Source organism: Brevibacillus sp. NPDC003359, from assembly GCF_042878995.1.
Taxonomy (GTDB): domain Bacteria; phylum Bacillota; class Bacilli; order Brevibacillales; family Brevibacillaceae; genus Brevibacillus.
Genome location: NZ_JBIAOR010000012.1, coordinates 152,712 through 167,585, shown reverse-complemented (window position 1 = coordinate 167,585; position 14,874 = coordinate 152,712). Strand labels below are relative to the sequence as shown.

Sequence of the window (14,874 nt, the reverse complement as noted above, 5' to 3'; positions counted from 1 at the left end):
GTCACCTCAATTCAATATTCAAGTTTTTTCTCATGTCTTCCAAATACACTTCTAGCTCTTTCCTGTCGTGCGGTCTTTTTTCCACATATCTCTTCGCTGCTATCCTGAAATAATCATAAAGAATTACGTAATCAACGATGATTGTCTCACTCCCAAATTCTACCTCAATACCGATGAATTCCTCTTCATAAAAAGACTGATCAAATCCATCTAGGTCACTCCAAAATGTAAAGCCTCCTATATCTGTGCCAAAGCCAATCCCTGTGCTTATATACTTCACTGTATCTTTAAAAGAGCCTATTAAATAACAAACGTTCACTAAATCCTGTACGGGTGCGTGTTCTGTTTGAAATAAGTCATCCGAATGTAATAACATTTCCATTTCACTCTCCAAGGCCATCTTGACCCTTCTCTCATTTTTTGTTTGCAAGCCCTTTCACATAGCTATGCGGCTTACAAATCTTCGAGAAACAATCTTGGGAAGACGAACGCTTTCCCCTTTAGTTCGAGCTCAAATGTTTTCGTTTGAATCCCTTGATAGGTCGGGTCGTGCCCTTTGTTTGGGCGAGACTGCCGTTCACCAAAATCAGGTGAACCGTTTGATGTCTAATCTCCGCAAACGTGGGATTAAAGTGACATCACTTCACAACCACTGGCTAAAAGAAAATCCGCGCTTAATGTATATGCATTGGGAAGCCATAGAGAATCCTATCGTATTTGCCAGGAAAACCAAAGAGTCCATCGCATTCTTAGGTTAACATGGTGGAGCCATGAAGTTTTATTTTCATCATAATCGAAAGGATGACGGATATGGGCAAAGTAAAGGCAAAAGCAAAAGCAAGTCCCCAGTTTAGAAGACTATGTAACCGATTTTCAGCCATTTCAGGTGGAACAGAGCATGAAATTACAAAAGGTCCAGTTTGTTTCGTCTCCAGAAATAGAATATTCAACGCTTCCATATTAGGCAGAAGAACCAAATCCCCATTGGTCCGTTATCAACTGTTCTCATTCGAATCCTTGAACAGTTCAGGACGTGCACTATGTTTAGGGGAAACAGCTCTCTTCCAAAACCAAGTAAATCGTTTGCTGTCAAACCTTCGCAAAAACGGGATAAAGGTAACAGCAGTCCATAATCACTGGCTCTTTGAAAACCCGCGTCTTATGTATATTCATTGGGAGTCGATTGATAATCCCATTGCATTCGCCAGGAAAGTGAAGCGTTCTATTCCTTTTTTGGGTTAATCATAGGTATTGAATAGTACGATGCCTTGGAAAATATGTTCTAGACTGAACCAATAACAGAAAACAGCGGCAGCTAAAGACGTGGTAGTAGTATGAGACTTTTTTCAGGTCTTAGGTAACCGCTGTTTCATTTATGAGTGGATACGGAACATGCCTACTTTACTTCCTATCCTGTTACAATTTTTTTGGTGTCGGGCTTGGTAAACTTTCAAACGCATACCCATTAATCCCGGCAAAATCCATCTTTTTACGCAACTCAGTGACAAACTGCGTAAAATAGAGCCCACGCTCCATGCTGCCAGCATATTTTCTCAAGTCGTAATCGTAGGATAATGAATCGTATATGTGATGTAAATCATCAACGATCACCTTTTTCATATCCGCTTTTTTAACAGATGGATCGATACTGCATTCGTTGACGAGGGCTTGTAATGTTTCCTGAAGGGCTTCATTGTCATAGGACGTGTGTGATAACAGAAACTTTAAATCATACAGATCTTTAAACCGCGGTCTCACAATGGTTTGATGAAGTTTCCAAGCAATCTGGATGGAAAGCGGTACGGTGTACGGAACCAGGAAGCTTTCTCCAAAGAATGGGCGATACTCTAGAGGAACCGGCTCTTTTTCCATTTCCAAGTTAAACGAAATATCCAGAGAAAGCTCGTTATACTGATCTGCGTCTCTTGTTTGACCTTGGAAATAATAGGCGATATCGGTATTTATCGTCGGAAAGTCATCCGCCATGGCATAGTCGATACATCGCCAAAATGCATTTTCCCGAAAACTTCTAAACACGATGCCGTCGTTCAAATCCAGTTCAGTCACCTGAATCATCCAATTGGTAAAGGTCTCGTGCGCATGTTCAACGTCTCTAATCTTCCCTACATACAACAGGTCGATATCATCCACGTCCCGAATCTCTCGGTTGTCCAAATATTGTCTGGTTAGAAGGCTGCCTTTTAATACAAAGGGCATATTCACTAGAGCAATTCTTCTCAACAGTGCTTCCAAAACAACGAGCTCTCTCGCCTCATATTCCAACTCTGCTACATCATCATACGTAATCATCATGATCCTCCATCTAACAATTAGGAAATCCAGCCGCTGTCCAGTTCTTCGCGGCTGTCATAAATGCATAGTTCATATTGTTCTTTGATTAGCCCGATCTGATTTGCTTGCAAAATGGTATGTATCGTTTCTACCCGATCGTAAAACTGTTTCGGGCTCTCATATTCTCGGACAGTGATAAATCTCACTTTTCCATTCACATTCAAAGAGTTTCTCGAAATATGTCCACCATGACTCTCACATAAATTTCGTAACGCGGCGACATCATCGACCTGTACTTTGCCATGCCATTCGAAGTAAGGCGTCGAGTTTTTTATGATGGGCTGGTGAAAATACGTTTCTTCCTTTGGAGAAATCTCTACTTTTTTTCGGACGATGGTAAATCCATTGTTTTGAAACGTAGCTGCAATCTTTTCCATCTCTTTATTAGCTTCATGAAAATCCACACGGTTGATTACACCTGTTATCATCGGTTGATTGATGTAATTTCCCTGATCCAAGACGATCATGACCGGTTTCACTTGTTCCGATTGGCAGAGATCGATAAAAGCTTCCTTTTCATCAAGTTGTAGATCGTTGAAGGTAACATGAAACTCAAATTCCATTGCTTCACTCCCTAACTTTCCTTGTATTGCACAATCAATTTATTTCCTTTTCTTCCTATTTGTATCGACATATCTTTTCTATCTCTTAACCGTTTCGTTTATAAATAAAAAAGTAGAGGTACGCTGAGAATCTTCTCTCAACATATCTCTACTTCGAATGAGTCCTAGTTGCTAACCATTTAGCTTGGTGGTTGCCGAAAAGTCCGGAGAGTGTACTTTTTTTGACCAATGCCCCAAGATTTCATCGAGTCTTAAAGCCTAAGTCCTAACCTTTGAGCCTAAAGAGCTTTGACACGTAAGATTTGAAAGCTGAGCTCTAATCTTTGAGCTTTCATCCTCAAGTGCTCCAAGTAATTTAGGATGGGCCTAGTTAACCCACTAGGCAAGGGACTCTCGTTTATCAGCTATTCAAATGACTAGCAAATCACACTGTTAATCCACAAGATGAATCTTTGTAATCGTATTGGATTCGCTTAAGATAAAATCGACTTCACACTCAAACTCATCGATTTCTTTACTAAGCGTATCCATTTTCTCTTTCAACTTCAATGGGTCTACGAGCTTCGCTTCATTTTGCTCTTTAAACGGTTTGGAGATCGCATCCATTTCGGTATCCTTCACCTTGGAGTCTTTTCCAAAGTTCGCTTCGAGCAACTTTTCCAATCGCAGCTGTACTTCTTCATTTTTCGCTTCAACCTGCGTGACAGCATGGTTGTAATCTCTTCTCATTTTCTCCAGCAGTAATTTCTCATATTGAATGGAGGTTTTTCGCTCGATTGCTTCGGCCACTGTCATTCTCTTGCCGCTAATCGTTACCATCGTCTTTGCGTTGGACTCGACGATCAGTGACTTAATTTTTTGTCTTCTTTTTATTAAATCAACAACGGATTGGTAGTTTCGCTCTGTCGTTTCCACATACAGTTCTGTTGACGTATAACCAGTTACTGGCTTAGGTCCAATTGCGGAAGACATAAAAGTCGTTTCATTGATTCCTTTTTGGATTCTTTTATCGAGTAGTTTTAATTCTGACAGACCTCTTGTGATAGACATTTCCATCGTGTCATACCTCCTCGTGGAGTTTTAGATAGAAGAGTTGCTTATGTATATAGGAGTTTACATTTGATAGTTCAATATACAACTTTTTGAAAATACCTGTCAAATTATTCGTCCTGTTTCATAACCCAGTTTCATAGTCTTCTACCAGATGTGACCAGTAACTTTCAACATCCTTCATTGGTGCAGGATCGATTTGTTCAAACAACCTACGCAGCTCACACGCGTATTTGTATGAATTATATTCACCTTGTTGTCTCATTTTCATTGCCACTTCATTTTTTATTAAATAGAACAAGAAAAATGTTCTCAAGTTTTTATTCAGCATATAAAGTTGAGGTTCATGAAGGGAGGAAGTAGTGAAAAGCCCATCGCTACCTTCGTTTAAGTACAGTCCATACGAATTACGCATACCGAAGCACGCATAATGACCGATAGTAATAAATGGTACGCCTTCAATCAACGTTTTTTGAAGAGTCTCCGTTCCATAGAATACAAAATCATTATATTCCTCTGGAACTCCAATACTAACCATAAAGTCAGCATTATCCTGGCTTATACCGAGGCTTATTAATTCATTGTAATCATAATCTTGCACTTCCGAGTCATAATAATCGCGGATCTCTCGAATATCAAAGTCCATGCTCTCACTTCTCCTGTCCTCAATTATTTTAAAAAGCTCATTCCTCCCTATAGTCAGGTTGGAATGAGCCTTTGAAAGTTGATCGCGTTATTAACAGTATCAAAGCTGCAAATATAATCGATACAGCATTCGGGCAGCTTCCCCGCGCGTGACAGCCTCGCCAGCTCTAATCTGTTTATTCGCAGGAACATCGATCAAGCGCTGCTTCACAGCTAAAGCCATCGTTGGTCTCGCCCAGTCGGAAATCGTGTGTTGGTCTGTAAATTGACTCAAGTAGTCCTCCGTATTCGAAGGGTAAAAATAATTTTTCTTTTCATGTAATGATCTTGCGCCGATCGCAGCCATTTCTTCCCGGGATATGGTATGATCCGGCCTAAACGTGCCATCCGGGTAACCTTTGACGATATCCTTTTTTTCGGATGAAGCGATAAATGGAACATGCCATTGTGGCGGATTCACGTCTGAAAAACTCTCCGTCGCCGTTTCGTCCAAAGCGTAAAAAGCTCTTACAAGCATCGCCGTGAACTCAGCACGGGTAAGCGGTGAATCAGGCTCAAAGTTGCCATCTTCTTTCCCGGTTACGATTCCTTTCGATCCCAGGAATTGTACGGCTTGCTGTAACTCAGGATCGCGATTGTCAACATCAGGAAACGTTTTTGCATTATCGTCCAAGAAATACGTTCCAGAACGGTTTATTTCGGCTTCCATGCCGTTATTGTACGGATTGAACTTGCCTCCGATAGGCTGCGTGATTTTCCCATTCGTATAGAAGACACTATTATGCGTCGCGTCCGCCTGATTGGCAGGAAGAATGATCCCTATGTTGCTTGGCACATTCGAAAGCTCCTGCCCTTGTTCATCTAAAAATTGTACGCGATATCGACCGTTATTGTCTTCGACCAGGAGAATAACAATAACCGAGTGCGACTGGAACAGGCGATTTACAGTCGCAAGATTAAACACCAGCTTTGCATCTCCCGCTTGAACGGTGAGATAGTCGATATCCTTACGATTGAGTAAGCTATCCTTATACAGTTTGACTGTAAAACCTTTTTGTTTAGGCAAAGACAAAATTTCACCATTCACGACTAACTCTCTAGCAAGAGCAATCTTGTTATCCGTTATTATCTGCTCTACCGCAGTCTTAGCCTTCCGCGTATTGTCGGCTACGCGGTCAATCAACTCGGGAGTGATGACGAGTTGGTCATTCACAAGCTCCGGCTTTTCGCTGCTTGCCGCTGTAATAACAAGCTCTCCTGCTTGTGTCAGTCCTTCCACTATAAACGGCCGCTGTCTATCAGCGACAGGTACCGATTGGACGGCCGAGTAATATGTCTCGGACAACGTATTGCTGTCGACGACGTACAACAAAAAGGAAGCAGTCACGTCAGGAAAACCAGCTCTGCTTGCAGTTGCCCGTACAATGGTCTGTCCAGGCTTGTTAGCCTTTATGACCTGTGTGCCCTTCACATTCGATAAGGTTCCAATACTCGGGTCGTCAATGGTGTAAGTCATTGTTGTCCCGGGAAGCAAATTATTTACCGCAATGGACTGTTTGGCGCCAGGTTGCAGCATCGTGATATATGGGTAAAGACTAATTTCTGGCGAAGTTCGTATCGCAGGCTGGGCTGTTGTCCGAGAACGATCGCCAGTCGGTTTGTCTGCTTTTACTGGACGATTACGAGCTACCGTTTCATCCGTGAAAACAACTAGCTTCGGCAAGGCAATCGAATCTGCCCAAGCCCACAAAGTCTGATCCTTTTTTAATACATAGTAATACCTTTTTTGTGAAGAAACGTCCTCATGGTGTATGGAAGCGATGTCCGTAAGCTCTGGGAAAACTTTATCGTTGTTGTCCACTGACCAAAGCTGATCGTCCTCTCGGAAGGCATAAGCTTCGTCGATATTCCGATCTTTCATGGAATCCAATTGGACCATCGTACGCGCGTCTTTTGCTGCATGCAAATACAAGGGATACTTTTTCGTGTCAGCAGTTGACCAAGACAAGACCGTGCCATCTTTCATATAGGCATAGCTGGTAGAAATGCCCGGCTCTATCTTGACGATATCAGCAAATCCGTTCATCTGCTCTGGACTATTGTTTTTCGAGCGATTATTCGGAAGGTACGAATTTGCCTTCCATCTCCAAACTGACCCGTCTGTTTTCACAGCGAATACGACGCCGTTAGCCATTTTTAAGGATACGACATCATCTAGCAGCTTTGTTCGGACTGGAATGGTTGAGCCACCCTTCGTGATGCCTATTCCACTTCCCAAACTCCATACAGAACCGTCTGATTTTAATACGAACAAGACCTTGTAGGCACCCTTATAATGGGCGACTAGTGAAGTTACATTTTTCAAGTCTTTGATCTGTCTCGGAGCACGAGTAGGACTAGTGTCAAGAACGGTGCCGGGGTCCGCGTCCCAATACCACACAGTTCCGTCTTTTTTTAGGGCAACGTAGTTAACAATATAGTTACCCCTCGCCGACTTCTTATTGACTGTCATCTCCTTCACATCCTGCAAGCCCGGAACTTGTACCATCTTGGCCTGATAGAATGGATCTGAAGAACTAAGAGGATGGCCATGGATATACCAAGTCCATACCGTTCCATCTTTTTTCGACAAAAGCACATTATCGTTAAGGATATGGTAATCCTCCCCGATACGTGTATATTGCTGTTCATAATCGACTCTTATGTCGTCCCCATTGGCTTGAACCGTATGAGATTGAGCCGTTAGGATTAACACCAGGCTTAACAATGCTGCCATCCATCGTTTCATTGTAGTCCTCCACCAATACTCTCCTTGCTCTGTCTCTCTGATTTCCATAATTTTCACCACGCTTTATATTAACAGAACAAGAAATATTTACAATGAACTAGCTATTTTTAGCAGAATGCATCCTCCACGTGAAAACGATAGGAAAAGCAAAAAGCCAGGGCCTACTCTCCCTGGCTATCCTACGTTACAGAAGTCCTTCCTCTTGCCCTTTTTGTACCGCCTCATCCCGATTCCGCACACCGAGCTTGTCATACAGAGCCGACGCATAGTTACGCACTGTCCCGTCTGACAAATACAGCTTGGAAGCGATCGTTTTATAGCGCATGCCTTGGGAAAGCATCTGCAAAATCTCCCGCTCCCGCTTCGTTAAACCATAAAAATTCTCGTCTTTTTCGCTTGCTTTCGGTCCAACGAGCAAATCTTCCTGTTCGTTTGCTGGCTGTGAATCCAGCATTTTATGAAGCAGGTCTTGTGCAATCATCGTACCACCGCGATGGACGAGGCGAATCGTTTCCGCAAGCTCGCGTGATTCAATCGATTTCAAGAGATAGCCGTCTGCACCACTGCGCATGATTTCCTTGGCTTTTTCAGTATCTTGAAACGTAGACAGGACAAGGACACGAATACCGGGCCATTTTTCCTTTATTCGTTTTGTCGCAGTGATCCCGTCCATATTCGGCATCTCCAAGTCCATCAGCACTAGGTCTGGTTCTAGCTCCTCACACAGCTCCACAGCCTGCGCCCCATCCTCGGCCATCCCGACTACCCGCAGGTCTCGCTGTCCCTCGAGTATGATGCGCAAGCTATCCCGAATAAACGAGTGATCGTCTACGATAAACAAACGAATGATTTCATCCGCGCTCTCTACCAGCCTCGGCACAAAACAGGTAACGATTGTTCCTTCTCCCCGCTCTGAGTATACGGATACTCTTCCCTGCAAATGAGCTGCCCTCTCTTTCATCGTCGTGATCCCGAAGCCATCCCTCCAATTTTCCACCCCGTGACCGTTATCCTGTACTTCCAGCCTCGTCTGTTGCGGCTCAAAATACAGAGAAACGACGATGTCCGTAGCATGCCCGTGGCGTACCGCATTGGTCAAAGATTCCTGCAAGCAGCGAAACAAGGTCATTTTCACCTGCTTACCAACAGGATACTCTTCTCCGATCGCACGAAACCGCACATTCACCTTTGCATGTGTCTGAAACTCCTCCGCAAGCTGCCTCAGCGAATGTACCAAGGGAAGCGTCTCTTGCGGTGACCCCATCTGATGCAAGTACCCTCTCACTTCCTTCATGCCATTTCGCGCAACCTGCAAGAGGGAGTCGAGCTTTTGCGTCCCTTCCTGCGACGCTACATCCGGACGCAAGGTTTCCAGCCCCATGATGATCGAGACATAGGAATGCCCCATCGTATCATGCAGGTCCTTGGAGAGTCGGTCCCGTTCCTCCAGCAGCGTCACTCTCTCGATTTGGGTGAGGTACTGCTCCAGCACACTGTTTTGCTTGCGAATAATTTCATTTTGCCGATGATTGACGATGAGCAAATGAAAGGCAAACCCGATCACATAAGCAAGCCCGACTTGCGGAAAAATCTCGAACACATCAATTCCCCGCGAAAAAAGCACAATCAGCAGTGGAAGGAAAACAATCGTAATGGGAGCCGACCAGCGATACGATTTCTCCGCACTATTGGCGGCAATCAAAAAAGCTGGCATCAATAAAGTAAGGTACGCCTCCGGAAACATAGACGTGAGATAAAGCGATAATCCGCCAAACAAGAGCATTTCTGCTATCAGATAGTAACGATAGCTCAGCATTAAACAAATCCACGGGACGGAAAAAACCATCATTTCCCAAATTATAACAATCCATAAGGGCAGAGTGAGATAATCTCCAAAATTTACAGTCGTAACGGTGAGTGAAAAGCAAACGATTAGACGTAAAAAAAACATCACCCAGTCATACCAGGCCCATTGTTTTACGATATCTAACAAACCATCATCTCCTAATTGCTTTGAACATCAAGCGGGTGTACCCACCAATTAATAGTACCAGGCCATTCCCGAGCTTGGAGCACCCGATCATGAGTATGAATCCTAGACTCATTATTTGCAATGCCTTCAGCTCTGAATCCACTACGCTCCCGAAAAAATGTATCTCCACGAAAGGATAGAGCAACGGTATGAACGCAAAACATACGGGTGCAATGTAGATGAGTACTCCGATCACTAGGCAAATACAGCCTAGGACAAATTTTTGCATCAGCCAATAAACAGATATCCAGTTTCTTATATTCATTAATTCCGCCTTTGCCTGCATCCATTGATTTCCCTTTGCTCTTTGTCTCATTGCCAACGGTTCTATGGAAATATCGGTATAAATCTTCGTCTGAATACGTTCATGCTGGACAAAGGTTTGGGTTGTACGCAACACATTGGTGAGCAATGGAATTCCCACTACGGTAAATGACAAGCCCAAGCCAAGCACGATACTGACCAAGTAAAAACATAAATAAAATACCCCCGAGACAAATGTAAACAGCAAAAAGATAACATTTTGAATGTTACGCACAATCGCTCTTTTCATCTAAGCTAACTCTCTCCCATCTCCATACCTTTTCCGACACACTGATGACGGTCTGCCCTTACCGTAATCCGCTGCGCGTCACATGAGCCAGTACCAAAATGTCATAAAACTGGCCAAGTCATGTCACTTCATCGAAAGACTGCAGCTATTTTGCAAATGGGAAAAGTGATGACAGAAAGTAACTACCGAGCATGACGCGAGCTTTGCCATACTGTGCTCAAACGCTCACTCTAGGAGTCGATGCGCCAAAACGTGTTACCAAAACAAAAGGAGAATCGCACATGAAAAAAGCTATTCAAAAAATGAGTCTCACTGTTTTTCTTCTCTCCACGACCTTGATCACCGCATGCACACAGCCGCTCGGTGCCATGGAATCAAATCAGACTGCTTCTGGCATAAAAGGACCGGTGGATGCCAAAGAAGTAGAAGCGTTTGCCGATCCATTGTTCGCAGATAAAATGAAACAATTTAATGTGAATGGTTCCAGCTTTGTTGTCGTCCGTGATGGCAAGGTCATCGTGAACAAAGGCTACGGCTTCGCTAACAAGGAAAAGAAAATTCCTGTTGATAAAGATACGGTGTTCCAAATTGCCTCTGTATCGAAAACCTTTACCGCCTTGGCTGCCATGCAGCAAGTCGATGCGGGTAAAATTGACCTGCATGGCAATGTAGAGGAATATCTCGGTGGGCTAAAAATTCCTAATAAGACAGGAAAACCGGTCACCATGTACGACTTGCTTACCTACACAAGTGGCATCGATTTGCCTGATGGCATTGCCATTACCGGTCCACAATACATTGATCAGGACATCTCGATGGATGAATACCTTCCAAAGCATATGCCGACCGTCATCCGACCACCAGGCGAGGCCTATACGTATGATAATTCTGGATTCTTACTTGCTGGTTACGCCGTGGAAAATGCAAGTGGAATCCCCTTTGCCGAGTATATGGATGAAAAAGTGTTCAAGCCTCTCGGAATGACCTCAAGCAGTGTACGCTTTAAGCCTGAGCTCATGAAGCGAATGGCTGCCAATTACGTCGGTCGTAAAGGAGAGCTTCGTCCTCCAGAAGGGCGCACTCCAACTGATGGTCCACAGGGAAGCATTCTATCAACAGGCGAAGACATGGCCAAGTATATGATCATGCAGCTGCAAAACGGAAAATTTGACGGCAAGGAAATCGTCAGCGAAAAAAGCATGGACTTGATGCATACGTACCAGATTTTCGCGGATAAGGAAATCCCGATCACAACCGTAGGCTTTGAAGGCTATTTTCCAGAGCTGGCAAATGGTCAACACGTTGTTTTGAAGGGTGGAAACATGCCTGGCCATTCTTCCCTGATGGTATTGATCCCGGAACAAAAAACCGGCTTTTTCATGTCCTACAACAATGATTCGTTAATAAGCTCCGAAATTTACAAAGAATTCATGGATCATTACTTCCCAGAGACAAAAGCAAAGGCAGAGGCAGAGCCTACTTACTTGCCCTTGAGTGAAAAGGATGCGCAAAAATATTTCGGGCTTTATCAAAATACGCGTGTCTATTTTGTCCGCACTTCTATTACCTACGAGAATGGCTCACTCGTGCTTGAGAATGAGATAACCGGAAAACAAAAGCTGCGAATGATTCATCCATTGCTGTTTGTAGATGAGGAAGGCAATAAAATCGCGTTCAAGGAAGACAAAAACGGTAACATCAAATACCTCTATTATGCAACGCCAAAAGGAGCTTTACTCGTTGCTGATTCACAAAAAATGGAAATGAAACAGACCTACTCAGACGTCTCTAACACTAGTAGCTATAAGACCTATATCAACAACCTCAGCGCTCTTTCCATTATGGGAGCAAAAACAGGAAATAAATTTGATCCTACAGGGACCATGACACAAGGCGAATTTACTGACGCCCTGATCAAAGCACAAGGCATGTACGTATTTGCCGGGAGTGAAGACGGGATTAGACAGCAATTGGCCGCGGGCATCCCTAATTTGAATCCATCTGCACCAATCACCAGACAAGTCGCTGCTGTCATGATCCAAAATTTGAAGCAGCTTGAACCTGTGGCAAACACCAAAACGAAGCTGCAAGATACCGCCGATGCATGGGCAAAAGATGCAATCACTGCACTTGTTTCACAAGGCATCGTCGATCCGGATACGAAGGTAAGCGCAGATGGCTCTTTCACATTCCGCTCAAAAGATTTACTGAAGCGTCAAGAAGCAAGTGCCTTGCTTGATTTAGCGTTTGGCTACTATTCGCTGCCGATTAAACGAAACTAACTCCTCTCCTATCTGAGCCATTGCCAAAATGTCATATGACAGGTCAAGTCATATCATTTCATCATAGAGACAGCAGCTATTTTGTATATCGGAAAAATGATGACAAGAAGTAACTACCGAGTATGACGCGAGCTTTGCCATACTGTGCTCAAGCGCTCATTCTCGGAGTCGGTACGTCAAAACGTGTTGCCAAAACAAAAAGGAGAATCGCATATGAAAAAAGTGATACAAAAAATGAGTCTCGTCGTTTTTCTTCTCTCCACGACCTTGATTTCCGCATGCACGCAGTCGCTCGGTGCTGTGGAATCCAATCAGACTGCTTCCATTGCTGCTAAAGGACCGCTGGATGCCAAAGAAATAGAAGCGTTTGCCGATCCATTGTTTGCAGATAAAATGAAAGAATTTAATGTGACTGGTTCCAGCTTTGTTGTTGTCCGTGATGGCAAGGTCATCGTGAACAAAGGCTACGGCTTTGCTGACAAGGAAAAGAAAACCCCTGTTGATAAAGACACGGTGTTTCAAATTGCCTCTGTATCGAAAACCTTTACCGCCTTGGCTGCCATGCAGCAAGTAGATGCGGGCAAAATTGACTTGCATGGAAATGTAGAGGAATATCTCGGTGGGCTAAAAATTCCTAATAAGACAGGAAAACCGGTCACCATGTACGACTTACTCACCTACTCAAGCGGCTTCGATTTGCCTGATAGCACTACCTTTACCGGTCCACAATACATCGAGCAGGACATCTCGATGGATGAATTCCTTCCAAAGTACATGCCGACCGTCATCAGACCACCTGGCGAGGCCTATACGTATGATAATACTGGATTCTTACTCGCTGGCTACGCCGTGGAAAAAGCAAGTGGAATCCCCTATGCCCAGTATATGGATGAAAAAGTGTTCAAGCCTCTCGGAATGACCTCGACCAGTGTACGCTTCAAGCCTGAGCTCATGAAGCGAATGGCTGCCCATTACGATCTTAATGGCGAGCCACGTCCGGCAGAAGGACACGCTCCAACTGATGGTCCGCAGGGAAGCATTCTATCAACAGCAGAAGACATGGCCAACTACATGATCATGCAGCTGCAAAACGGAAAATTTGACGGCAAAGAAATCGTCAGCGAGAAAAGCATGGACTTGATGCATTCTTTCCAGATTTTTGCAGAAAAGGACATCCCAATCACTACCGCAGGCTTTGAAAACTATTTTCCAGAGCTGGCAAATGGTCAGCACGTTGTTTTGAAGGGCGGAAACATGCCAGGCCATTCTTCCCTAATGGTATTGATCCCGGAACAAAAAACCGGCTTTTTCATGTCCTACAACAATGACACAATGTTTAGCGCTGATATTTACAAAGAATTCATGGATCATTATTTCCCCGAAAAAGTAAAAGCAAAAGCAGATTCAGAGTCTGATTACTTGCCCTTGAGTGAAGGGGATGCGCAAAAATATTTCGGGCTGTATCAAAATACGCGTTTCTATTGGACACGCACTTCTATTACCTATGAGAATGGATCACTCGTGCTTGAGGGTGAGGCAAACGGAAAACAAAAGCTGCGAATGATTCACCCATTGCTATTTGTAGATGAGGAAGGCGAAAAAATCGCGTTCAAGAAAGACCAAAACGGTAACATCAAATACTTCTATTATACAACGGCAAAAGGCGCTAGCCTTGCTGCCGATTCACAAAAAATGGAAATGAAAAACACCTACTCAGACGTCCCTAACACCAGCAGCTATAAGACCCATATCAACAACATTAGCGCCTTTTCCATTATGGGAGCGAAAACAGGAAGTAAATTTGATCCTACAGGGACCATGACACAAGGCGAATTTGCTGACGCCCTGATCAAAGCACAAGGCATGTACGTAATGGCCGGGAGTGAAGACGGGATTAGACAGCAAATGGTTGCTGGCATCCCTAATTTGAACCCATCGGCACCAATCACAAGACAAGTCGCTGCTGCCATGATCCAAAATTTGAAGCAGCTTGAACCAATGGCAAACACCAAAACGAAGCTGCAAGATACCGCTGATGCATGGGCAAAAGATGCGATCACTGCTCTTGTTTCACAAGGCGTCGTAGATCCTGATACGAAGGTAAACGCAGATGGCTCTTTCACATTCCGTGGAAAAGATTTACTGAAGCGTCAAGAAGCCAGTGCCTTGCTTGATTTAGCGTTTGGCTACTATTCATTGCCGATTAAACGTTAAACAGCCTTTTCCTCTTTTTGGGATAAAGTAGGGACTTGTTGTATACCCTACTCCTTTGAGGGAGGTGACTCGTCGTGGAAAATAGCGATAAACACAGGGGACAAGCTGAGCAAAGAGATTCAAGTGACTTGAATGAGAAGGAAATCGAGCTTCAGCATCAATATCAAATGTTCCCTACCCCGGATGAAAAACGCGCTTCAAAAGTGATTACCGAGTTGAAAGATTAATAACTACTCTCCCCCACTTTAAGGCTGTCGAGAAACTCGGCAGCCTTTTTCATTTGTTCCGTAATTCGCTGAGCGTGACATGAGCGAGTGCCAAAATGTCATATGACAGAAAGGGACTACCGAACATGACACGAACTTTGCCATACTGTGCTCAAGCGCTCACTCTCG

13 protein-coding genes are annotated in these 14,874 nt (G+C 44.0%); 5 read left to right on the top strand and 8 right to left on the bottom strand.

Annotated elements, in window-relative coordinates:
• Position 1: 1 nt before the first annotated feature.
• Positions 2–400 (bottom strand): ribonuclease toxin immunity protein CdiI, encoded by a 399-nt coding sequence (cdiI, locus tag ACFYU8_RS23845; RefSeq protein ID WP_390304460.1) that lies wholly within the window; start codon positions 398–400, stop codon positions 2–4.
• 1 nt (position 401) lies between these two features.
• Between cdiI and ACFYU8_RS23840 the strand changes: the two genes are divergently transcribed.
• Together ACFYU8_RS23840 and ACFYU8_RS23835 are read left to right on the top strand one after the other, a co-directional pair.
• Positions 402–758, top strand: coding sequence for a DUF1259 domain-containing protein (locus ACFYU8_RS23840; protein ID WP_390304458.1), 357 nt, complete (start codon positions 402–404; stop codon positions 756–758).
• A gap of 52 nt (positions 759–810) precedes the next feature.
• The gene (locus ACFYU8_RS23835; RefSeq protein ID WP_390304456.1) at positions 811–1,242 is read left to right on the top strand and encodes a DUF1259 domain-containing protein; all 432 of its coding nucleotides are present in this window, start codon (positions 811–813) and stop codon (positions 1,240–1,242) included.
• Positions 1,243–1,416: 174 nt separating this feature from the next.
• Here ACFYU8_RS23835 and ACFYU8_RS23830 read toward each other — a convergent pair whose 3' ends face one another.
• The 7 genes from ACFYU8_RS23830 to ACFYU8_RS23800 all read right to left on the bottom strand — a co-directional run bounded on the left by ACFYU8_RS23830 (position 1,417) and on the right by ACFYU8_RS23800 (position 9,983).
• Positions 1,417–2,313: a nucleotidyl transferase AbiEii/AbiGii toxin family protein gene (locus ACFYU8_RS23830; RefSeq protein ID WP_390304454.1), complete on the bottom strand. Its 897-nt coding sequence runs from the start codon at positions 2,311–2,313 to the stop codon at positions 1,417–1,419.
• Between the two features lie 17 nt (positions 2,314–2,330).
• A complete protein-coding gene (locus tag ACFYU8_RS23825) occupies positions 2,331–2,915 on the bottom strand; it encodes a hypothetical protein (protein WP_390304452.1) in 585 nt (194 codons plus the stop codon).
• Positions 2,916–3,347: 432 nt separating this feature from the next.
• Positions 3,348–3,971 (bottom strand): hypothetical protein, encoded by a 624-nt coding sequence (locus ACFYU8_RS23820; protein WP_390304450.1) that lies wholly within the window; start codon positions 3,969–3,971, stop codon positions 3,348–3,350.
• A gap of 118 nt (positions 3,972–4,089) precedes the next feature.
• Positions 4,090–4,611 (bottom strand): SUKH-4 family immunity protein, encoded by a 522-nt coding sequence (locus ACFYU8_RS23815; RefSeq protein ID WP_390304448.1) that lies wholly within the window; start codon positions 4,609–4,611, stop codon positions 4,090–4,092.
• Positions 4,612–4,710: 99 nt separating this feature from the next.
• Positions 4,711–7,398 carry an S-layer homology domain-containing protein gene (locus tag ACFYU8_RS23810; protein ID WP_390304446.1) on the bottom strand — a complete coding sequence of 896 codons (2,688 nt, stop codon included), beginning with the start codon at positions 7,396–7,398 and terminating at the stop codon, positions 4,711–4,713.
• Between the two features lie 184 nt (positions 7,399–7,582).
• Positions 7,583–9,391, bottom strand: coding sequence for a response regulator (locus ACFYU8_RS23805; protein WP_390304444.1), 1,809 nt, complete (start codon positions 9,389–9,391; stop codon positions 7,583–7,585).
• 4 nt (positions 9,392–9,395) lie between these two features.
• On the bottom strand, positions 9,396–9,983 hold the full coding sequence (locus ACFYU8_RS23800) for a sensor domain-containing protein (RefSeq protein ID WP_390304442.1): 588 nt from the start codon (positions 9,981–9,983) through the stop codon (positions 9,396–9,398).
• 281 nt (positions 9,984–10,264) lie between these two features.
• On the opposite strand from ACFYU8_RS23800, the gene ACFYU8_RS23795 reads away from it, so the two are divergent.
• The 3 genes from ACFYU8_RS23795 to ACFYU8_RS23785 all read left to right on the top strand — a co-directional run bounded on the left by ACFYU8_RS23795 (position 10,265) and on the right by ACFYU8_RS23785 (position 14,706).
• Positions 10,265–12,265, top strand: coding sequence for a serine hydrolase domain-containing protein (locus ACFYU8_RS23795; RefSeq protein WP_390304440.1), 2,001 nt, complete (start codon positions 10,265–10,267; stop codon positions 12,263–12,265).
• A gap of 213 nt (positions 12,266–12,478) precedes the next feature.
• Entirely contained in the window at positions 12,479–14,479 is a 2,001-nt protein-coding gene (locus ACFYU8_RS23790) for a serine hydrolase domain-containing protein (RefSeq protein ID WP_390304438.1), read from the top strand.
• A gap of 74 nt (positions 14,480–14,553) precedes the next feature.
• Positions 14,554–14,706: a hypothetical protein gene (locus tag ACFYU8_RS23785; protein ID WP_167403238.1), complete on the top strand. Its 153-nt coding sequence runs from the start codon at positions 14,554–14,556 to the stop codon at positions 14,704–14,706.
• Positions 14,707–14,874: the final 168 nt, after the last annotated feature.